Annotated in this window: 16 protein-coding genes and 1 pseudogene; 13 read left to right on the top strand and 4 right to left on the bottom strand. The window is 70.1% G+C overall.

Going from position 1 to position 21,351, the window contains the following annotated elements:
* Positions 1 to 6: 6 nt before the first annotated feature.
* From ACIRQH_RS04135 to ACIRQH_RS04090, 10 genes and pseudogenes are all read left to right on the top strand, one after another.
* A complete protein-coding gene (locus ACIRQH_RS04135; RefSeq protein WP_358817346.1) occupies positions 7 to 747 on the top strand; it encodes a helix-turn-helix domain-containing protein in 741 nt (246 codons plus the stop codon).
* Positions 748 to 851: 104 nt separating this feature from the next.
* A complete protein-coding gene (gene npdG / locus ACIRQH_RS04130) occupies positions 852 to 1,520 on the top strand; it encodes an NADPH-dependent F420 reductase (RefSeq protein ID WP_388877204.1) in 669 nt (222 codons plus the stop codon).
* Positions 1,517 to 1,840 carry an NIPSNAP family protein gene (locus ACIRQH_RS04125; RefSeq protein WP_388877201.1) on the top strand — a complete coding sequence of 108 codons (324 nt, stop codon included), beginning with the start codon at positions 1,517 to 1,519 and terminating at the stop codon, positions 1,838 to 1,840. Before npdG ends, ACIRQH_RS04125 begins: the two co-directional genes overlap by 4 nt.
* Positions 1,841 to 1,976: 136 nt before the next feature.
* A complete protein-coding gene (locus tag ACIRQH_RS04120) occupies positions 1,977 to 3,026 on the top strand; it encodes an LLM class flavin-dependent oxidoreductase (protein WP_358817343.1) in 1,050 nt (349 codons plus the stop codon).
* Positions 3,023 to 3,679, top strand: coding sequence for an enoyl-CoA hydratase/isomerase family protein (locus ACIRQH_RS04115; protein ID WP_388877199.1), 657 nt, complete (start codon positions 3,023 to 3,025; stop codon positions 3,677 to 3,679). Before ACIRQH_RS04120 ends, ACIRQH_RS04115 begins: the two co-directional genes overlap by 4 nt.
* 60 nt (positions 3,680 to 3,739) lie before the next feature.
* Positions 3,740 to 4,897, top strand: coding sequence for an acyl-CoA dehydrogenase family protein (locus ACIRQH_RS04110; protein WP_404224112.1), 1,158 nt, complete (start codon positions 3,740 to 3,742; stop codon positions 4,895 to 4,897).
* A gap of 28 nt (positions 4,898 to 4,925) precedes the next feature.
* A pseudogene (locus ACIRQH_RS04105) lies at positions 4,926 to 7,499 on the top strand (bifunctional FO biosynthesis protein CofGH); the annotation flags it as partial.
* Positions 7,496 to 8,176, top strand: coding sequence for a 2-phospho-L-lactate guanylyltransferase (gene cofC, locus ACIRQH_RS04100; RefSeq protein WP_358817340.1), 681 nt, complete (start codon positions 7,496 to 7,498; stop codon positions 8,174 to 8,176). The pseudogene ACIRQH_RS04105 and the gene cofC, both read left to right, overlap by 4 nt.
* Positions 8,173 to 8,913: a 3-oxoacyl-ACP reductase FabG gene (fabG, locus tag ACIRQH_RS04095; protein ID WP_388936478.1), complete on the top strand. Its 741-nt coding sequence runs from the start codon at positions 8,173 to 8,175 to the stop codon at positions 8,911 to 8,913. The genes cofC and fabG overlap by 4 nt, the downstream gene beginning before the upstream one ends.
* 161 nt (positions 8,914 to 9,074) lie before the next feature.
* Positions 9,075 to 10,529, top strand: coding sequence for an NAD(P)/FAD-dependent oxidoreductase (locus ACIRQH_RS04090; RefSeq protein ID WP_358817338.1), 1,455 nt, complete (start codon positions 9,075 to 9,077; stop codon positions 10,527 to 10,529).
* Between the two features lie 365 nt (positions 10,530 to 10,894).
* Here ACIRQH_RS04090 and ACIRQH_RS04085 read toward each other — a convergent pair whose 3' ends face one another.
* The 4 genes from ACIRQH_RS04085 to ACIRQH_RS04070 form a co-directional block, all read right to left on the bottom strand.
* Positions 10,895 to 11,581, bottom strand: coding sequence for a DUF4232 domain-containing protein (locus tag ACIRQH_RS04085; RefSeq protein WP_404224109.1), 687 nt, complete (start codon positions 11,579 to 11,581; stop codon positions 10,895 to 10,897).
* 305 nt (positions 11,582 to 11,886) lie between these two features.
* Entirely contained in the window at positions 11,887 to 13,269 is a 1,383-nt protein-coding gene (locus ACIRQH_RS04080; RefSeq protein WP_388936472.1) for a PQQ-binding-like beta-propeller repeat protein, read from the bottom strand.
* The gene (locus ACIRQH_RS04075) at positions 13,266 to 13,817 is read right to left on the bottom strand and encodes a SigE family RNA polymerase sigma factor (RefSeq protein WP_358817335.1); all 552 of its coding nucleotides are present in this window, start codon (positions 13,815 to 13,817) and stop codon (positions 13,266 to 13,268) included. The genes ACIRQH_RS04080 and ACIRQH_RS04075 overlap by 4 nt, the downstream gene beginning before the upstream one ends.
* Before the next feature lie 947 nt (positions 13,818 to 14,764).
* Positions 14,765 to 15,805 carry a PAS domain-containing protein gene (locus ACIRQH_RS04070; protein ID WP_388936470.1) on the bottom strand — a complete coding sequence of 347 codons (1,041 nt, stop codon included), beginning with the start codon at positions 15,803 to 15,805 and terminating at the stop codon, positions 14,765 to 14,767.
* A gap of 299 nt (positions 15,806 to 16,104) precedes the next feature.
* Here ACIRQH_RS04070 and ACIRQH_RS04065 point away from each other — a divergent pair, with 299 nt between their 5' ends.
* From ACIRQH_RS04065 to ACIRQH_RS04055, 3 genes are read left to right on the top strand one after another with little or no spacing between them, the layout of a single operon-like run.
* Positions 16,105 to 17,478, top strand: a complete 1,374-nt coding sequence (locus tag ACIRQH_RS04065) for an acetyl-CoA carboxylase biotin carboxylase subunit family protein (RefSeq protein WP_388877180.1) — start codon at positions 16,105 to 16,107, stop codon at positions 17,476 to 17,478.
* Complete coding sequence (locus tag ACIRQH_RS04060; RefSeq protein ID WP_404224106.1) at positions 17,475 to 19,487, top strand: PEP/pyruvate-binding domain-containing protein; 2,013 nt, start codon at positions 17,475 to 17,477, stop codon at positions 19,485 to 19,487. The genes ACIRQH_RS04065 and ACIRQH_RS04060 overlap by 4 nt, the downstream gene beginning before the upstream one ends.
* A complete protein-coding gene (locus ACIRQH_RS04055) occupies positions 19,484 to 20,857 on the top strand; it encodes an MFS transporter (protein WP_404224104.1) in 1,374 nt (457 codons plus the stop codon). Before ACIRQH_RS04060 ends, ACIRQH_RS04055 begins: the two co-directional genes overlap by 4 nt.
* Positions 20,858 to 21,351: the final 494 nt, after the last annotated feature.

Below are 21,351 nucleotides of genomic sequence, written 5' to 3'. Positions count from 1 at the left end.
CCGGCGGTGTCGCGCACCGTACGGGTGCTGGACCACCTGGTCCGGCACGCCAAGGGGGCGACGCTCACCGAGCTCGCCAACTCCTGTGGATTTGCCAAGAGTACGGCGTCGAATCTCATTCGGACGATGGTGCGGGAGGGCCTCATGAACTACGACGGTGCGAGTCGCCGGTACAACCTGGGGCCCTTGCTGGTGGAGTACGGCGTCACGGCGGTCACCCGGATCACGCCGGTCGCCGAGGCGCGCTCGTTCATGGAGCGGCTGGCCGAGCGAACCGAACTGGCCTGTCTCGCGATCCAGCCGATGCCGGACGGGCACTTCACCGCGATCGCCAAGATCGAGAGCCGCAAGGACATCAAGATCACGATCGAGATCGGCTCCCGGTTCGACCAGCAGGCGCCGTTGCTCAGCCGGCTGGCCGACGCGTGGCACGACGGAGTTCCCGCGGCGGCGGAAGAGGGCGGCCCGCGCCGCGCGGAGCTACGCGCACTGGGCTTCGGCGCCGTCTTCGGTGAGTACGCGCCCGAGCTCAACGTCGTGGGATTCCCTGTCTTCGGCCGTGACGGACATCCCTGTCTCCTGATCACGCTGCTCGGCATCGGGACGGATCTCACGGCGCACGACATCGACGAGCTGGCCCCGTACTTGGTGACCGCCGCTCGGGCCATCACCGTCCGCAGCGGTGGGCAGGTGCCGTCCGACTATCCCGTGGGCGGCGTCGAGGAAGCCGCCGGCCGACCCTTCTGACCTCAGCTGCCCGGCGCGGTTCCGCCGGGCCGCCGACCGACTCTGAGCCCGTATCGATTGTCCGGTGACCGGCTGACGGCACCTTTCGAAAGGAGCACCCGACCATGGGTGAACACACCATTGCCGTGGTGGGAGGGACCGGCCCGCAGGGCAAGGGCCTGGCCCTGCATTTCGCCCGAGCGGGTCGCGAGGTCGTCATCGGATCACGCTCGGCCGAGCGCGCCGAGGAGGCCGCGCGGGAGATCCGGAAGCGCATCGGCCCAGGCGGGCAGGTGCGAGGCCTCGACAACACGGCCGCCGTCCAGGCGGCCGGGGCCGTCCTCCTCGCCGTGCCGTGGGACGGCCACAAGGAACTGGTGCGCGACCTCGCCCCGTACCTCGCCGGGAAGCTGGTGATCAGCTGCGTCAACCCGCTGGGTTTCGACAAGCGCGGCGCCTACGGGCTGGACGTCGAGGAGGGCAGCGCCGCGGAACAGACGCAGCAACTCGTCCCTGACGCAGTCGTCGTCGGCGCGTTCCACCACCTCTCCGCGGTGTCGTTGTGGGATGCGGAGGGGCCCCTGGAGCACGAGGACGTCCTGGTCGTCGGCGACGACCGGGACGCGAAGGAGCAGGTCGCCGCTCTCGCCGCGACGATCACCGGGCGATCCGGTGTCGACGGCGGTGCGCTGCGTCTGGCACGCCAACTGGAGCCGCTCACCGCCGTGCTCATCGGCATCAACCGCCGCTACAAGACGCGCTCCGGGGTCGCGATCTCGGGAATCCCGGCGTGATCCTCGAACTGCGCGAATACGTCGCGCTGCCCGATCGGGCCGAGGACCTGCACCGGCGATTCGGTGAGGAGACCCTCGATCTCTTCGACGAGGTCGGACTGGACCTTCGGGGGTTCTGGCACGCGGCGGACGAGCGGCGGCGGATCGTCTATCTCTGCGCGTTCGCGGACGTCGCCGCGGCTGTCGCGTTCTGGGAGTCCTTCCGGGCCGATCCGCGGTGGATCGCGCTGAAGGAACGCACCGAAGCGACCGGGCCGTTGATCGAGAAGATCGAGAGCACCTACCTCGTCGAGCCCGATTACGTCGTCGCCCGCAGGTGATCCTCGGATCGTTCCGTTGCCTTTGAGTACGGCTGCGTTCGACCAGCCGGAGGGCATTCAGGGGTCTTGACCGGAGTGAATCGCTACTCCACCTGTTCCACATCGTGGACACGGTTCATCAATGAATTGAGGCTCGATGATCAAGGGTATTCAGCTCCATGCCTGGGCGGCCGGACCGAGCATCGTGGAGGTCGCCGAGGTCGCCGCCCGCACCTTCGAGACGATCTGGGTCACCGACCAGATGCAGTCGCGAGGAGTGGGCGCCGTCCTGGGCGCGATCGCGGCCCGCACCGGGGCGGGTGTGGGCACGGCGGTGACGTTCCCGTTCGGTCGCAACCCCCTGGAACAGGCCTCCACGATGGCCACGTTGGCGGAGTTCATGCCGCCGGGGCGCCAGGTCAGCATGGGGATCGGCACCGGTGGCGGTCTGGTGAGCGCACTGATGGAGCGGCGCAGTCCCGTCGGCCGCGTCGCGGAGCTCATCAGGATCTGCCGGGCACTGTGGCGGGGCGACATCGTCCGGCTGGGCGACTTCCCCCTCACCTGCGCGGACCTGGGCCTGCGCGAGGACGCGCGGGTGTCGCTCGACTGGGTCGAGGACCCCGCTGTGCGGGTGATCGTCGCCGGCGCGGGACCCCAGGTCCTGGAGATGGCGGGCGAGCTGGCCGACGGCGTCATCTGCGCGAGCAACTTCCCGGCCCACAGCCTGGCAGCGTTCCGCAGCGGCCAGTTCGACACGGTCAGTAATCTCGATCGGCTCGAACGCGGCCGTGAGCGCAGCGACCGCGCCGGGTTCACCCGGATCTACGGCGTGAACGTCTCCGTCTCCGCGGACCGCGACCGTGCCACCGCCGCGGCGCGCAGGCAGGCCACGCTGATCGTCGCGCAGCAGCCGCACGAAAGCCTGCAGCGGGCCGGCTTCGAGCAGTCCGACTACATGCCGACGCGGGAAGCCGTGAAGGCAGGCGTGAGTCTGCGCGAGGCCGCCGAACTGCTGCCCCAGGAAGTGGCCGACCAGCTGATCATCTCGGGCACGCCCACCGACTGCATCGACGCGCTCATGGAACTGCTGGAGTACGCGCGTGGCGCGGGCTTCACCGAGGCCTACGTCGGGGCCCCCGTCGGCCCGGACCCGGCGGAAGCGGTGGAACTGCTCACCTCCAAGATCCTCCCGGAGATCCTGTGAACATCGACGCGGACCAGGCCGCGGGACTGTGCCTGGTGGAGAAGAACGGCACGGTGGCGACGGTGACGCTGAACCGCCCCGACGCCCGCAACGCCCTCAACATCCCGCTGCTCCGGCAACTGGCCGCGGCGCTCGATGAGGCCCGCGCCCACGGCGCGGACGTGCTGGTGCTGCGGGCGGAGGGCACCGCCTTCTGCGCGGGAGCCGACATCCGCGCCGACGACGGCACCGCGATCGGACAACCCGGCCTGCGCCGACGGCTGATCGAGCAGGTCTGCGACCTCATCGAGTCCTTCCCCGCATCGGTCGCCGCCGTTCAAGGACCGGCTGTCGGCGGGGGCTGGGCCCTGGCCACGGCCGCGACAGTGATCCTGGCGGCGCCCGAGGCGGCCTTTCGCTTCCCGGAACTCCGCCTCGGCTTTCTCCCCCCGGACGCCACAGTGCGGCGACTACGCGACTGTGCCGGGCCCTCGCTCGCGTTCCGGCTGCTCGCCGCCGACGAACGCTTCACCGCGGACGACCTGGCCCGGCTGGGACTGGTCGAGGTCGTCGCCGCCCCGGACCTCGACAGCCGCGCGCGCCACCTCGCCGACCAGTTCGCCGCCGCGCCGCCCGACCTTCTCCACCACCTTCGGACTGCGCTCACCACCTGAACTCCCCTGAGACAGCGGCACCGAACCAACCGCCCGAATCCCCTAGGAAAGGCGACGACCATGCGCGCAAGCGCCTTCATGGACACCGAAGAACAAGCAGAACTGCGTTCCACTGCCCGCAAGTTCCTCTCACGCAACGCCCCGGAGCGCGACGTGCAGATCTGGGACGAAGAGGGCTCCTACCCGGAACAGCTCTACCGCGAGATCGCGAAGCTCGGCTGGTACGACATGGTCGCGGACGCGGACGAGCCCGTAGAGAACCTCGCCGGCCTGCTCACCGCCCTGTGCGAGGAGGTGGGCCGCGCCAGCTCAGACCTCGTGGCGCTGCTCAACCTCAACTTCAGCGGCATCCGCGACCTGGTCCGTTGGGGAACCCCCGGCCAGCGGCAGACCTACTCGGCGCCGGTGCTCAGCGGCGACGGTCGGTTCGCCATAGGGGTGAGCGAGCCCGACGTCGGCTCCGACGCCGCGAGCGTCACCACGAGAGCCGAGCGCACCGACGGCGGCTGGGTCATCAACGGCCAGAAGACCTACTGCGAGGGCGCCGGACTGCCGGGCGCGGTCATGGAACTGCTCGTCAAGGTTGGCGACAGCGGACGCAAGCGGGACGACCTGGCCGTCTTCCTGGTACCGGCCGACCACCCGGGCGTCGAGGTCCGCCGCATGCCGGCACTGGGCCGCAACATCAGCGGCATCTACGAGGTGTTCCTGCACGACGTCCAGCTGCCCGACACCGCACTGCTCGGCCGGCCGGGACAGGGCTGGCAGATCCTCAAGGAACGCCTCGTCCTGGAACGGATCATGATCAGCTCCGGCTTCCTCGGCAGCGTGGCCTCGGTACTCGACATGACCGTCGCCTACGCCAACGAGCGCATGCAGTTCGGCCGGAGCATCTCCTCCTACCAGGGGGTGAGCCTTCCCCTGGCGGAGATGTACGTCCGCATGGACGCCGCCCGATGCGCCGTACAGCGTGCGGCCGCACTCTTCGACGCCGGCATCGCCTGCGAAACGGAGAGCACCATGGCCAAGTTCCTGACCGGGCAGATCTACGCCGAGGCGTCAGCACTGGCCATCCAGATCCAGGGCGCCTACGGCTACGTCCGCGACCACACACTTCCCATGCACCACTCCGACGGCATCATCGCCCGGGTCGTCGCCGGCCCGCCGTCCGTCCAGCTCGACTTCATCGCCCGTTCCATGGGACTGAGGGCCGGCTGATGCGCTCCGCCGTCCACGCGAGGAGGTCACAGTGACCACCACATCCGTACGCCGCGCGCTGGCGAGAGCCCGGGCGGGCAAGAACATCGACCGCGAGGAAGCCGTCGCCCTGCTCGAAGCGCGGGGAGAGGACCTCACCCGGCTGTGCGAGGTCGCGGCGTCCATCCGGTCGGCGGGGCTCCGGGACGCGGGACGGCCCGGAGTGGTGACGTACAGCAAGAAGGTGTTCGTCCCACTCACGCGACTGTGCCGGGACCGCTGCCACTACTGCACCTTCGCCACCACGCCGGGCCGGGTGGAGGAGGCATATCTCGCCCCCGACCAGGTGCTGGACATCGCCCGCGAGGGCGCCCGGCTGGGCTGCAAGGAAGTCCTCTTCACCCTTGGCGACCGCCCGGAGGACCGCTGGCAGGCCGCCCGCGACTGGCTGGACGCCCGCGGCTACGAGGACACACTGTCCTACCTCCGCGCGATGGCCATCCTCGTCCTTGAGGAGACCGGGCTGATCCCGCACCTCAACCCCGGCGTGATGTCCTGGGCGGAGCTCCAGCGACTCAAGCCCGTGGCCGGATCGATGGGATTGATGCTGGAAACCACCGCGCGCTCGCTGTGGGCCGAACCGGGCGGCTGCCACTACGGCTCGCCGGACAAGGAACCGGCGCTGCGGCTGCGGACCATCGAAGACGCGTCACGGACCAACATCCCCTTCACGACAGGGATCTTGATCGGCATCGGCGAGCGTCCGGCCGACCGTGTCGACTCCCTGCTGGAGCTCCGCCGCCTCGCCCGGCAGTACGGCGCGGTCCAGGAAGTGATCGTGCAGAATTTCCGGGCCAAACCCGGCACGGCCATGATGGCCACACCGGACGCGGATCTGGAGGAGTACCTCGCCGTGATCGCGGTGGCCCGGGTCCTGCTCGGCCCCCGGATGCGGATCCAGGCCCCGCCCAACCTCACCGACCCCGAAGAACTGCGCCGGCTGCTCGCCGCAGGAGTGGACGACTGGGGCGGGGTCTCGCCGCTGACCCCCGACCATGTGAACCCGGAGCGTCCCTGGCCGCAGTTGGAGAGGCTGGCGGAGCTGACCGCGGATGCCGGGTTCGAACTGCGCGAGCGGCTGGCCGTGCAGCCGGAGTACCTACGTGCGGGCAGCCCCTGGGCCGACGCCCGGGTGCTCCCGCACCTCGAGGCACTGGCGGACCCGGCCACAGGACTGGCGGCAGACGTCCTCCCGGCGGGCCTGCCCTGGCAGGAGGCTGCCGAAGTGGTCTCCTCCGGACGCACCGACCTCCATGTCGCGATCGATCAGGAGGGCCGCCGGACCAGCACGCGCGGCGACTTCGACAACGCCTTCGGCGACTGGAAGGTCCTGGCTGAGCAGCTCGACAACAGGCCGGCATCGGGCGGCGCCCGCGGCACCGAGCGGCTGGACAGCGATGTGGCCGCAGCCCTGCGCGCGGCCGAGCACGACCCGGCGGGCCTCACCCATGACCAGGCGCTGGCACTGGCGTACGCCGACGGACCGGAACTCGACGCGCTGTGCCGGCTCGCCGACCAGGTCCGCCGCTCGGCAGTGGGCGACGTCGTCACGTACGTGGTCAACCGCAACGTCAACTTCAGCAACGTCTGCTACGTCGGATGCCGCTTCTGTGCCTTCGCCCAGCGAGCCACCGATGCGGACGCCTACCGCCTCTCCCTCGATGAGGTAGGTGAGCGCGTGGAGCAGGCATGGGACGTGGGCGCGACGGAGATCTGCATGCAGGGCGGCATCGACCCCGCGCTGCCCAGCACCGTCCATCTCGACCTCGCCCGCGAGGTCAAGCGACGCCGTCCCGACATCCACCTGCACGCCTTCTCACCCATGGAGATCATCAGCGGCGCCTCGCGGATGGGTATCTCGGTCGCCGAATGGCTGACCGAAGCACGGGCGGCCGGCGTCGACTCCCTGCCGGGCACAGCCGCCGAGATCCTGGACGACGAGGTGCGCTGGGTACTGACCAAAGGAAAGCTCCCAGCGGCTGAATGGCTCCGTGTCATCCGCACCGCGCACGAACTCGGCATCCGAACGACAGCGACCATGATGTACGGCCACGTCGACGAGCCGCGTCACTGGGTCGACCACATGCGAACACTGGTGAAGCTGCAACAGGACACGGGCGGATTCACGGAGTTCGTACCACTGCCGTTCGTGCACCAGAGCTCACCCATCTACCTGGCGGGCATCGCCCGTCCAGGACCCTCGCGCCGCGACAACCGCGCTGTTCACGCCCTCGCGCGGCTGCTCATGCACGGCCGGATCGACAACATCGAGTGCTCCTGGGTGAAGCTCTCTCCCGAACAGTGCGAGGAGATGCTGCGCGGCGGGGCCAACGACCTCGGCGGCACGCTCATGGAGGAGACGATCAGCCGGATGGCCGGATCGACCAACGGATCGATGAAGACGATCGCCGGAATCAAGGAACTGGCGGCCACAGCGGGCCGGCCCACCCGGCAGCGCACCACCACATACGGCGACGTCACCCCCGAACGAGCCCAGGCCGCACGCCGGTTCGACACGGAAGTGCACCGCGTCGTGCCGCTCAGCGTCGGATTCGTCCGGTGACGCCATGGGAATGGGTGGTCGTCGTCCCGCAGAAGGACCTCCGGCTGGCCAAGAGCCGACTGGAACTGGACGGGCAGGACCGCCGACGAGTGGCCCGCGCGCTCTTCCGCGACACCGTGACGACCGCACGCGCTACTCCCGGAGTCGCCGAAGTGATCGTCGTCCTCGACCGGGCCCGGGACCTGGCCGCGGTCGAGGACCTCGGCGTACGGCATGTCCTTGCTCCGGGCTCCGGCCTCAACGAGGCGCTGCGCCAGGGGGAGTGGGCGGCCCGGGCGACCCGTCCAGGGTGCGGGGTGGCCGCGCTGCCCGCGGACCTTCCACTCATCGAACCGGCCCTGCTCGGCCATGCCCTGGCCCAGGCACGTACCCGTGACCGGACATTCGTCGCCGACGCGGACCACCGCGGTACCACTCTGCTGACAGCGGCTCCGGGACATTCACTGAATTCGGCGTACGGCATCGGCTCGCGCGAGGCACATCGCCGGACCGGCGCCTACGAACTGACCGGCCCGCGCTTCGCGCCGCTGCGACTCGACGTCGATCATCTCGACCATCTGGTGCTCGTCGCACCGATCGCACACCACGCGAACCTGTCCGACGCGCTCGGCCGGCTCGAGGCCGGCGCGTACCGGCACGCGCTGTCCGCACACCCCCTTCTTGGAGTACACCCATGAGTCTGCTGAGCGAGCGAACCGCGATCGTCACGGGAGGAGCCCAGGGCATCGGGCTGTCGATCGTCGAGACATTCCTGCGCGAGGGCGCGCGGGTCGTCATCGCCGACCTCGACGCCGACGCCGGTCGGCGCGCCGCCGAACTCCTCGACGCGGGGGACCAGGTCACGGTGGCGGCATGCGATGTCACTGACGCCGGTGACGTCCAGGCCGCCATCGACCGGTGCGTCTCCACGTACGGCCGCCTCGACGTCATGGTCAACAATGCGGGCATCACCCGCGACGCGACCATGCGCACGATGACCGAGGCGCAGTTCGAGCAGGTGATCGACGTCCATCTCAAAGGGTGCTGGAACGGCACGCGACTGGCCACCGCCGTCATGCGCCAACAGCGCTCCGGTGCCGTCGTGAACCTCTCCTCCATATCCGGCAAGGTCGGCTTCGTCGGCCAGACCAACTACTCGGCGGCCAAGGCCGGGATCATCGGCCTCACCAAGGCCGCGGCCAAGGAGATGGCACACCACGGCGTACGGGTGAACGCCATCGCGCCGGGCCTGATCCGCTCGCCGATGACCGAGGCCATGCCGGCACCCATCTGGGAGTCCAAACTGGCCGAGATCCCGATGCAAAGGGCCGGTGAGGCGTCGGAGGTGGCGTCGGTGGCGCTCTTCCTCGCCTCGAACCTGGCGTCGTACGTCACGGGCACGGTCACGGAAGTGACCGGCGGCCGCTACATGTGATCATCGGCGACGAAAGGATGCCGGGGAGGCGCAGGCCATCGCCTGCCCGCCCACGGCCGGCGCACACCGCCCGGCACCCGGCGGTAGCCGGCATGCGGAGAGGAGCAGCGGCTTCTAGGCTGAACTGTCGCGTGTCGAATTCCGGCGATCAAGGAGGCTCGATGATCGCGAAGGTTGATCCGGACCGCTCCGAGTGGGACGTGATCGTCCTCGGAGGCGCGGCGGCCGGCGAGAACGCCGCCCAGTACGCGAGTCAGTACTCGGACCTGTCCTCGGCCATCGTGGAGAGCGACCTGCTGGGCGGCGAGTGCTCCTACTGGGCCTGCATGCCGAGCAAGGCACTGCTGCGCCCCGTCGAGGTGGTCGACGCGGCCGCCCATCTGCCCGGCGTCTCGGCCCGCCTGGACCCGGCCGACGTCCTCTCACGGCGAGACGATGTCGTGCACAACCGGGAGGACGACTCGCAGGTGCGGTGGGCGCTCGACACCGGCATCGATCTGGTGCGCGGCCACGGAAGGCTCACTGGCGAACGCACCCTCGCGGTGACCCGGCCCGACGGTTCCGTCAGCACCCTGGTCGCCCGGCACGCCGTCGTCATCGACACGGGTTCCGCTCCGACCGTCCCGGATGTGCCCGGCCTACGTGCCGCACTGCCGTGGACCTCACGCGACGTGACCTCCATGCGCGAGGTGCCCGGCCGGGTGGTCGTCATCGGCGGAGGGGTGGTGGCCTGTGAGGCCGCCACCTGGCTGCGCGGTCTCGGGGCCGACGTCACGATCGTCCAGCGCGGCGACCGGCTCCTGACACGCAACGAACCCTTCGCGGGCGACCTCGTCGCGCAGGAGCTGCGGACGAACGGCGTGCGAGTGCTTCTGGAGCGAAACCTGTCGGAGGTACGTCGGCCCGACACACGGGACAGCGGATACGGGCACGTCCACGGCGGCGAGGTCATCGTGACCCTCGACGACGGGACAGCACTGGTCGCGGACGAGATCGTGGTGGCCACCGGGCGGACGCCGAACACGGCGGACATCGGTCTGGAGACGGTGGGACTGTCTCCCGGCGGCTTCCTCGACGTCGACGACCAGCAGTGCGTGCGGGGCACGGGGACCTGGCTCTACGCCATCGGCGACGCGTGCGGCCGGGCGCTGTTGACCCACATGGGCAAGTACCAGGCCCGTATCGCCGGAGACACCATCGCCGCACGGGCCGCCGGCGTGACCGACCTGCCCTCAGGCGTGGCCGGACATCGGGGGCTGCCCCAGGTCGCCTTCACCTCTCCGGAGGTCGGCAGCGCCGGCATGACCGAGCGGCAGGCCCGGGAGGAAGGCCTCGACGTCGAGTGCGTGGAGTACGACATGGCAGCCCTCGCCGGAACCTACGTGATGCGCCCGGACTATCGCGGCCGGGCCAAGCTCGTCATCGACCGCGCCGACGATGTGCTGGTCGGGGCGACCTTCGTCGGGGCGGGTATCGCCGAACTCGTCCACTCGGCGACCACCGCCATCGTGGGACGCGTCCCCCTGTCCACACTGTGGCACGTCGTTCCGAGCTACCCCACGGCCAGCGAGGTCTGGCTCCGCCTGCTGGAACAACTGCGCTCCCAGCGTCGCTGAGCACCGACGACGGCGATCCCGGCGTCGCTGGTCCATGAGCGAGGGCTGGGCCGGATGGCGGCCGCTCTCACTTGAGGTCGGGCCTGCAGGGACGGACCGCGACCACAACAACTCCTCACGCCCACTGGGGTGTTCGTACTGCCCGCAACGGCGAGGGCGGGCCTGCCTGATCTTTCAGGGCCGCCTCCCATCGCCTTGCATGTCCGAGGGCTGGGGGCGAGGTTCGTCCCGGGCGTCACCAGCGTCACCAGCGTCACCAGCGTCACCACCGCCCCGAGGGCGCCGAGATCCGCCTCAGAACGGTTGACGTCTCGGCGTCCTGGGTGAGGTGAAGCAGCTCGCCGCTCGGCCGGCGGCCGCCGTTCCTACTTGGTGGTGTGGGTGGGGTAGACCTGAACGTCGGTGTAGGCGCCCTTGATCTGGCCGGCCGCGGCGGGCCACTCCAGGCTGACGGTGTGGGTCTCGTTCGGCGGTGTGACCAGGATGTTGGTCGGGCTGGCGAGGCTGTTGCCCGTGGTGTCGATGGTGTAGGCGAGGTCGAAGATCGCGGCGTCGCCGGGCTTGAGGACGGTGATGCGCGGCTGTGCCGGACCGCGCTCGATGGGGCTCGAGGTGTGGTCGGCGTCCTTGATGTCGACGCCGGCGAAGCCGGTGGCCGAGCAGGTGGTCGAACCCCGGTTGATCATGGTGATGTCGATCCGGCCGGAGGTCTTGTCGGGCGCGGCGTTGGTGGCATCGATGGCCAGGTCCTCGGTCTTGCAGAACGGGACCTTGTTGCTGGATTTCGCGGTGCCGTTCGTGCTGCCGGTGCCCGCCTGGGTGTCCTGGCCACCGGAGTCCGGCTTCGTGTCGTTGGCGGTGGCGTCGCCGGAGTCCGAGCTCCCTCCCGACTTCGGGTCACTGTCCGAGGATGAGGAAGACGCGACTGAGGGCGGGGTGGAGGCGCCCTTGGCGGAGGAGTCCTTGCCGGAGCCGTCACCGCTGCAGGCGGTGAGGGAGAGGGTGGCGGCGAGGCCGATGGCGGCGAGAGCGGTGATACGCGTGTGCTTCATGGTGTTCCCCCGTGCGTGGTGCTGTCTGTGCGGTCAGAAGTATTTGTATCTCGCACCGAGTTACGGGCTGCTCTTCGCGAGGTCTTCGTTCTGTCACAGGCGCATCCGCCGGGCCGGCGACCCGTCTGGTGGCCGGCCTGGCCGGTCTTCCGTCACGTGCACGCTGCCGTCCGTGCCTCAAGGCCTGGTGGTGACGAGGGCGTCGTCGGGACCGCCGTGGGAGGGGCAGGACGGTCGGGCTGCCGGCCGCGCGGGCTCCGGGTTCCCCGGACGGAGCCCGCGCGGCCCTCGCCGCGTCCCGACCGTCATCCTCCTTGGGGCAGTTGGGGCGTGATCCGGAAGAGCTCGCCGCCGACCTGGCCGATGAGGCCGTGGCCGTAAGCCATGAGCTCGGGAGCGATTCCGGCCTGCATCGGACTCTTCGGCAGTGGCACCTGGCCGCGCCAGCGCACCGCTCCACTGTCCAGATCGAGGCCCACCAGGTGCCCGGACGGGTCGAGGAAGTACGCCATCCGGCTGGTGAGGTCCACCGCGGCGGCGGAGGGCAACTCGCGCATGGTGGGGTTGCGCACCTTGCGCAGCGTCAGCCCGAGGTCGCGCGACCACAGCCGCTTGCCGCTGTCGGCGGAGTACGCGATGGCGCTGCCGCTTCTGTCGGTGGCCAGGATGAGGCCGTCCGCGACCACACCCGTCGGCAGGCCGTCGAGGCGGTGCTTCGTCACCGAGCCCGAGCGGGTGTCGACGCGGGTCAGGGTGGCGGGACCGGGGTCGCTGAAGAACTTCTGTCCGCCGGCCATGGCGCCCAGCAGTACGGCGTCGTCATCCGTGCCGATGTACATGGTCGGGCCCTTGACCGTGGCGACCGTCCGTGGCGTGCCGGTCGCCGGGTCGAGTCGGACGACGGTGCTCTGTTGCGGCGCCTTCTCGCTGTCCGGCGAGCACGTGAGGTACGGGACACCGCCGATCACGGCCCGGTCGCAGTCGGCCTTCTTCCATTTGTACGTCCACAGCGTCCGGCCCGTCGTGCCGTCCAGCGCGACCACACTCTTGAAGGTCGGGGCGTTGGCGAGGATTCCGCCGTCGAAGAGCACGGCGGACGTCCGGCCTCGGCTGTCGTCGGCCAGCTCGTGCTTCCACAGAACCCGCCGGCTGTGGATGTCGAGGGCGACCAGGTCGGTGCCGGCCCGGGGCGCCCCCGGGGCGTGATCGGCGTAGGTGTACAACACTCCGTCACGTGCACCGGGCATCGATCCTGACGGGGTGCTGCTGCCGTGGGCGTCCTTGGCCTTCCGCTGCCATTCGACCTTTCCGGAACGGGCGTTCACGCCGATGCTGTCGTACTCCATCCCTCGGCAGTACACGTCACCGGTAGCGGCGCCGAGAGTACAGGCGTCCCATGTCTTCGAGGGCAACGCGGTCTGCCAGAGCAGCTTGCTCTGCTTGCTCACCCGCGCGGCCGGCGGCTGCGCCCCGTTGTCGGCGCCCGCACCGGTGGCGATGACAGCGCCCAAGGTGATGCCGGCCAGTCCGAGAGCGGCGCCGGTGACGCGCATGACGTTCCGTCGCCGTCGGCGGCGGATGATGCGTTCGGCGATGTGCGCGGGAGCGCCCGGCCCCAGGGGGGTCCAGGCGTGCAGGACATCCCGGAGCGTGCGGTCCAGCTGGTCGGCGTTCTGGTCGGCATTCATGTGCGGGCTCCCTTCAGGGACATGTTGTTCGGGGTGGTCGTCGCGGTCTGCTCGGGGGAACCCAGCTCCGGCGCGAGTCTGCGCAGCCGGGCCAGCGACCGGTGGGTGGTGCTGCGTACGGTGCCCACCGAGCAGCCCAGCGCGCCGGCGACCTCCGTCTCGGACAGGTCCTCGAAGTAGCGCAGCACCAGTACGGTGCGTTGTCGCGGCGTCAGTCGGGTCAGTGCCTGGCCCACAGTGATCCGCAGGTCGGCGGCGGACGTGCCGTCGGTGACGCCAAAACTCTCGGGCGGCGAGGCGAACGTCGCTTCGCGGTACGGCCTGCGCAGTCGCCAGCGGCTGATCTGGTGCCGATACATCACCTTGCGCACGTAGCCTTCCGGGTCCTCAATGTGCCGCCAGCGGCCCAGCGCCTTCATCAGAGCGGTCTGCACGAGGTCTTCGGCCTCGTGGCGGTCACCGCCGGTGAGCAGGTTCGCCAGGCGCAGCAAGGCGCTCCATCGGGCATCGACGAAGTCCCGAAATCTCTCGTGGTCCTGCGGGTTCATGGGCCCTCCCGTTTCTCAACGCCCACAAGGACGCGCGAGCCGCGGGCAATCTATGTCGGCCGTTGCGAAATTCTGCGCGTGCTCGGCGAAGTCGGCGAACTCCTGGGCGGCGGTGAGGTCCTACGGGGCTGCTGTCGTCGCCTGCGCGGACCTTCTCCGCGAAGGCGGCGGCAGCTGCTCGGCCTCGGCCTCCTCTGCCGTGACGGCGGCAAGGGCACCGCACGCCTGATGGTGTGGGTCCACGAACCGACGGCCGACACCCGTCGCCGGGTCGGCGCCCTGCCACACCTGGCGCCGAACGGCGAACCGTCGATCTCGTGCGACGGGCGCCGGCTGCCGGCGGGCTTCCGCGAAGTTTGCTCATGTCTCTCGAGGACCGCCGGACCGCGCGGCTCCATGGCATACGGGCGGCTACGTGGACACCGTGCCTCGGCACCGACGTGATCGCGGGCCGTCGAAGGGCCGGACGTGGGCCCCGGAACGGTGACACCGCGATCCGCGCACCGGCGCACGGGACGTTGTCCTTACGACCGACGTCCGAGTCACGCGCTCGACATCTCGGGTCCGGAGAGATCGCGGCGCTGATCGCCCCCCGGGTATCGGTGGCTGGATGTCCAACGTGGTCCGCGTCGACGTCGGCACCGGGGCATTGCACCCGGTCCTGCCGTGGCGCCTTCGGCCGGGGACGTATCGGCTCACCGAGGCGCCTGGAGGGGGACTTCGCGGCAACAGCACCGGCACGGTCGAACTGTCGCCGGACGACGGTTCCTGTCGCGGTCGAACGGGCCGGGTCCTGTTTGTCCGTACGGCTGCACGGGATCGGTCAGTCAGTAACGCCGGCCTGTACGCACCCGCTGTCTTCGTGCTGCCCAGGGAGGGGCAGTTGTACCAGCGCCGGTCGGATTCTCCTTCGCGCGGCCGAGAACCGTCTCGGCCCGCCGGATCGGTCACACCGGGCTGGAGGGATGAGCGGCCGTGGGCGAGCGGGGTGGCCACGCCTGGGGAGAGAGGATGCCGAGGACGTAGGCCCGGGCGACCAGCGCGGGTCGGGTCGGTGCTTCCAGGAGGACGCGCAGCCGACTCAGGTGGTAGTCGAGGGTCTGCCGAGAAAGGCGCAGTTCCCCGGCGATGTCCGCGTTGCTGCGACCGGCCGCGAGCAGGGCGACTATGCGCACCTGCGCGGCGGTCAGGGAAGGCTGGGCCTGCTGGCGCCGGCCCAGGTGGGTGGCGACGGCCCAGACGCCGGTCACGCCCGGCGCCGTCGCGCCGACCGTGGTCAGCCGGATCCGGGCCCGGCGCTGCCACCCCTCCCCGTCGACGATCACCGCTGAGGCGCGGGCGCTCCTGCGCCGGCCGGTGATCAGGTCGTCCCAGGCCCGGAACAGGTCGACGCGGTCGGGGGTGTCGGCGAGAAGGGAGTCGGCGCGCAGACCGGTCAGATCGGAGAGGCGGACGCGCAGGATCTCTGCCGTGGCGGTGCCGGCCTCGCTGATCCGCCCGTCCGGGGACAGCCGGACGCAGGCCAGTCCGCTGTGGTCGCGCAGCACGAGCAAGTCCGCCTCGGCCCGCTGCCGTTGGTCCATCACCCGGACGTAGTCGGTGACGTCGACGTAGATGCCCGCGGCGCAGTGTTCGGCACCCCAGCGGACGGGGAATCGATAGCCCGCCGCGTGCGCGGAGGATCCGTCGGGGCGGCGGTAGGTGAGGGCGTGCCGCACGGATTTGCCGTCGGTCAGGACCTGTTGGTCCATGGCGAGAAAGCGGCTGACGTCGGAGGGTTCGTCGAGGTCGGACAGATGGCTGCCGATCACTGCGTCACGTGTCGTCCCGTACAGGTGGGCGTAGGCGTGGTTGGCCCACACGTAGCGGCCCGTGTCGTCGCGCATGAACGCGGCGGCCGGGGCGAGTTCGGCGAGGGCGCCGAACGGGTTCCGGTCGGTCGGACCTGCCATGTGAACCGGCCATGCCTTGGATTCCGTCTCGTTCACGACCCAACTCCTTCAATGCTGCACGATGTGACGTTGGGTGACATCTCGTGTGTAAGCCGTAGCACCCTGGGAAGACGGGGAGGCCGGGCGCCCTCACGCTCTGCACTGCCTGTTCGCTAGCGCATCACGGCATCTTCACATGACGCCAATCACGCGGATGGATAGGGCATTTGCCTGAGTCGTTCGCGTACTACGGCTGCTGACGGGGGAGTTGGGACTGGTTCGCTTGAAGGAGGCGGACCGGAGGGTGTCAGTGCTCCCGGCCTCAAGTGCCGCGACCTCGAAGGAGATGGATCTGTATGAGCCAGGTGCTGTACGTGCATGCCAAGGGCGGGCCCCCGGTGGGTCATGCTTTGGCGCGGGTGGCCGCGAGGTCCACGGTGCATCTGCTGGCACTGAGCGGGCTGCCCGTCGGGGTGGCGGACGACGCGGCGCGGCTGTGCGCCTCGGTGGTCACGCCGTCTGGGACCGAACACCGGGATCTGGTCGAGCTGATCACTGCCCGCGCCCGCGAGGTGGAGGCGGACGCGGTCCTCACCTTCTCGGAGTACGCGGTGGTCGCGGTGGCCGAGGCGTGCCGACGGCTGGGCCTGAGGGGTGCCGGCGCGGCAGCCGCCCTCGCCCGTGACAAGCGGCTGATGCGCGCCAGGTGGGACCGCCGCGGTGTACCGCAGCCGCGGTTCCGTGCCGTCGCCGACCTCGCCGAACTGGATCAGGCGACCAAAGAGTTGTCATGTCCGCTACTACTCAAGTCCGCCTGGAGTGCGGGGTCGACCGCGCACCAGATCATCGACGAGCCCGAGCAGGCGCAGCACGCCTGGCGCAGCTCGCGTCAGGTGATGGCGGAGTCGGCACAACTCGGCTTCGCCGAACTGCATGTGCAGGGCGCGTCGGAGGATTACATCGTCGAGGAGATCGTCTCCGGACGGGCCGAGGAGTGGTTCGACGGCCCCGGCTGGGGTGACTACGTGAGCGTCGAAGGCGCCGTCGTCGACGGCGAGTTCCGGCCGGTCTGTCTGAGCGGGCGGATGCCGACGGTGGCCCCGTTCACCGAGCGCGCCGGCATCACGCCGGCCGCCGTCGAGAGCGAGGCGCAGGACAGGATCGTGGAGCTTGCCCGGCAGGCCGTGGACGCGCTGGGACTGGAGAACTGCGGCACCCACACGGAGATCAAACTCGGGGCGGACGGCCGGATGTGGGTCATCGAGACGGCCGCGCGGTTCGGCGGCGCGATGACCGTGCCGCAGATCGAAGAGGTCTTCGGCCTCGATCTGGTCGGCCTGTTCACCGATCAACTGCTCGGGCGTTCGCCCGCCTGGCCCGCCAGGGCGCTGACGCTCGCGGACGCCGAGCGCGCGGCGGGCTCGCTGGTGGTGCTCGCGGTCAACGGTGACGGCACCCCGTGGGCGCGGCGAGGTCGGTGGGACTCCGCGACCGTCATCCGCGAGGCACCGGTCGGCGCGGACAGCACGCTGTCCGTGGTCCGGGAGAGCTCCCTCCCGGACGGCTCGCCGGTACCCGTCTACGACCCCGCGGGCGGCGCCAACACCATGGCCGGACTGTGTCTGCTCTCGGCCGACCGCCCGCAGACCGTCGTACGCGACTTCACCGCCCTGGTGGACGCCCTGCCGGACATCCTGCGGGCGGACGCCGCCGAGGAGGCCCGCGCATGACGCTCGCACCGGACGAGGCGCGCGCCCCCGACGCGGCGGGCGACCTCACCGTCGTCGGGGCCAACCTGTCGCTGCCGCTGTTCCGCACCCTGTCCGGCGTGCTCGCCGGACACCCGTACCTGAAGGTCGTGGTGGACCGGGCCGAGGACGCCTGGCATCTGCTGGACACCCGGGTGCACCCCTTCCACGTCGACTACATCGCCACGCGCGTACTCGGCATGACACCGCAGCAACTCGACGCCGAGCTGGACGCCTTCAACGCCTCGGTGTACATGGCGCCAAACCGCCGCTTTCTGCTGGGAGTTCTCTCGTTGCACAGCGACGAGGACGCCGACGGTGCCGAACGGCCCTTCCTCGTCCTGGAGACGACCGAGGCGGACACCATGCACGGCGCCCTGCTCCAGGAGTTCTACGACTACGTACGCCACCGCGTGGACGGACGCCTCCCGTTGCTCATGAAGCCGGCGAATCACGGCCAGGAGCATGAACTCGCCACCGTCAGCGACGCCCGCCTCCCGCGCATCCTGAGCCAGGAGCTTTTCGGCAACCGCACCCGGACCTGCCTCAACCCGGGCGTGGCGCAGGGACGTCTGCGGTACTTCCGCAGTCCGCAGGAGTACCGCGCCGGCGCCGAGGACCTCGGCTGGTCGGACATCGTCGCCATGGCAGGCCTGCCCGACGACGTGCCCCGGGTGGCCGGATTCATCAACACCGCCGCCACGACGCCGCTGTCGCACACCAACGTGCTGGCCTCGGGCTGGGGCATTCCGAACGCGATCATCCGTGACCTGGACGGTCTCGTCGAGCGGCACGGCCTGGACGGTGCGTGGGTCGACTACCGCGTGCGGGAAGACACCATCACCGTGGAACGGCTCAACCGCGCCCCGACGTTGGAGCGGCCGGTCTGGGACACCCAGCGCATCCACATCGACGCCCCGCTCATCGGCGACGCGCCGATCATGGAACTGCACCGGCTGCGCAGCGACGATCGCGACAGCTACGGCACCAAGGCCGCCCACCTCGGCGAACTGCACCATGTGCTGGACAGCCGCACCGCGGACCTGACCGCCTTCTACGCCCGCCCGCGCCCCCCACGGCCGGACCTCCTCGCCCATCTCGGCGCGCGGCTCGGCGAACCGGGAGCGCCCCTGGACCGGCTCCGGTCCTCGGCCGCCGAACGCGTGGCTCGGACGGTCCGGGCCCCGCGGGGCGTCGCGCTGCCGTTCCATCTGCACCATCTCTACCTGACCTCGTCGCCCGCCCTCCAACAGGGCATCGGGAAGCTGAAGATGGCGCTCGAACTCGACGCGCTCGACATGATCGACTCGCTCTCGTTGGATCTCCAGCACCTGATGCGGAGCACGCCGATGCCCGACGAGGTGGCCCGAGCCATCACCGGAGCGGTGCCGCAACTGCTGGCCGACGGCCGCCGCCTCGTGGTGCGTTCCTCCTCCAACGCCGAGGACCTGCCGGGGTTCTCGGCAGCGGGCATCTACGACTCGGTGACGACCGTACGCGGCGCGCGGCAGCTGATGGAGGCCGTCGTCCATGTGTGGGCCTCCCTGCTGTCGCCGCGCAGCGTGCGTATGCGCCACCAGGTCGGCATCTCGCTGGACGACACCTACATGGGGGTGATCATCCAGGAGTACGCGCCGGCCGACCTCGGGGGCGTACTGGTCACCTGCAACCCGACACGTCGGGAGGACTTCCGCAACGTGTACCTCAACTGCACGGCCGGATCGCCCGAGCGCGTGGTGGACGGCACGGTCCTGCCGCACCAGTACCTGTACAACACGGTCGAGGGCGGTGGCCGTACGGTGGCCGTCGGATCCTCGGGCACGGACCTGGCGGCGGGTTCGCGAGCGGCGCTGGCCCGACTGGCCCTGGCAGGACGGCTGTTGCAGTCCCACTTCAGCAAGGGCGACCCGGACGACGCCCTGGACATCGAATGGCTGATGACCGACGAGGGGGCGTTCCAGTTGGTCCAGGTACGCCCGTACGCCCGATGAGGCGCCGTACGTTCACCCCGTGGCGCCGCGCTCCCCAGGCGGACCTGACCCCGGCCGCCCGCCGTGTGATCCGCCTCAACAACGGGTTCCAGCTGCTGTTCAATCTGCTGTGGTGGATGCCCGTCTTCTACGCCTACCAGCGTGACGCGGGCCTGTCCAACGGCCAGATCTTCGGCATCCAGAGCATCTACTACATCGCTTTCTGCCTCTTCGAGATCCCCACCGGACTCGTCGCCGACCGCATCGGAGCGCGCAACTGCCTGTGGGCGGGTGCGGCGGTCATGACAGCGGCGAACATGATGCCGGTGTTCTCGCCCTCCTACACGGGCTTCCTCCTCCACTTCCTGGCCATCGCCGCCGGCCGCTCCCTGACATCGGGCGCGGCCAGTGCCTGCCTGTACGACGGGCTGCGAGCGGAAGGGGCGGATGCCCACTACCTTCGCGCGGAGGGTACGGCGCGTGCTCTGGGGCTGGCAGCCAAGGTGGTCTGCTGGCCGCTCGTCGGACCGCTGATGATGGTGGCGCCGCAGTCTCCGTATGTGCTGAGCGCGGTGAGTGCGGCGGGCTCGCTGGGATGTGCCCTCGCTCTGCCACGGCTCGCTCCCCGCGAGGCGGGCGAGGTGAAGGGTGTCTCCGGGCTTCGCGGCGCGCCGCTGCTGCGCGACACCGGAGCCGCCTTGCGGGCGCTCCGGTCGTCGCCGTGGCTGGCCCTGCTGATGGTGCAAGGTGTCGGGGTCTTCACGCTGTCGCGGATCTGCCAGGTCAACCTCTTCCAGCCGGTGTTGCTGCACCATGGCATCGGCGAGGGCAGCCATGGCAGCGTGCTCGCGGCGATGACGGTCGCCGAGGCGGTGGCCTCCGCGCGGCCTCAGTGGCTGGGGTCGCGGCTGTCGCCCACGGCCTGGGTGTCCCTGCTGAGCGTGGCGCTCGCGGCCACGCTGGCGGGCACCGTGGTCGGCGGCCCGTGGGCGGTGGCAGGGCTGCTCTGCGTTTTCGCCGCGTTCACCGGCTTCTGCTACCCGGTACAGCGCAAACTCATCAACGACGCGATCCCCGAGGGCGCTCCGCGTGCCACCTTGCTGTCGGTGGAGAGCATCGTGGACCGCGGGGTTTGTGCCCTGGCCGCGGTGGCCGCAGGGGCCTATCTGGCGGCTGACCGGCTCGACGCGCTGCTGTGGCAGTCCGCCGCCGTCACGTGTGCGGTGATCCTGGCCCTTCATCTGGCGCTGCGTCGCGTGCACCGGGCGCGGCGGGCGGACAGAGCCGGCAACGCAGCCGGCGTAGTTCCGGGATCCAGGCGGGCGAGGGCGCTGCTGGCCGAAGAACCCGTCGCACTGCCCGTCGACGAGGGAGCGGCCCCGCGGCACTGACCTGGGGCTCGGGGCCGACCGGGAGCACGCCTGGGTGACCAGTTCCCGCAATGCGCCTGCCGTGGCCTGGCCGTGGGGCACCGGGCTGCGCGACGAAGGTCGCCCGTGAGAGCGGCATGTTCAGACGTGGCTCCTGGTGTAAAGGGCTGTCACCAGGCCCCCGTTGGTGCCGAGCCGCGCTCGGTGCAACGGGTGCGAGTCATGCCGCGGCGTACGTCGGTCAGGATCCCCCGGGTTCGAGAACTCGCTGCGCCGGGGCCCGTATCCGCTCTCGCCCGCGCATCACGGTCCGACATCACGGGCGATACGGGCCAGTTCGCAGGGTGGGTATCGCTCCGGTGCCCGGTGGCATGGGCGCATCAGTGGCCTTCTCATCACTGATGGCTCCTTTCAACCAGTTCGCGCGGCATACATAGATGGAAAGGTCTGTGCCTTGCATGTGAAGGGCGCGTGGGGTTGTTGTCATTTGTGACCTGGATGCATGGCGCGAGCGC

Origin of the sequence: Streptomyces sp. NPDC102279 (assembly GCF_044766365.1) — a bacterium.
In the GTDB taxonomy this organism is placed as follows: domain Bacteria; phylum Actinomycetota; class Actinomycetes; order Streptomycetales; family Streptomycetaceae; genus Streptomyces.
This window is presented reverse-complemented; position numbering and strand designations above follow the sequence as displayed.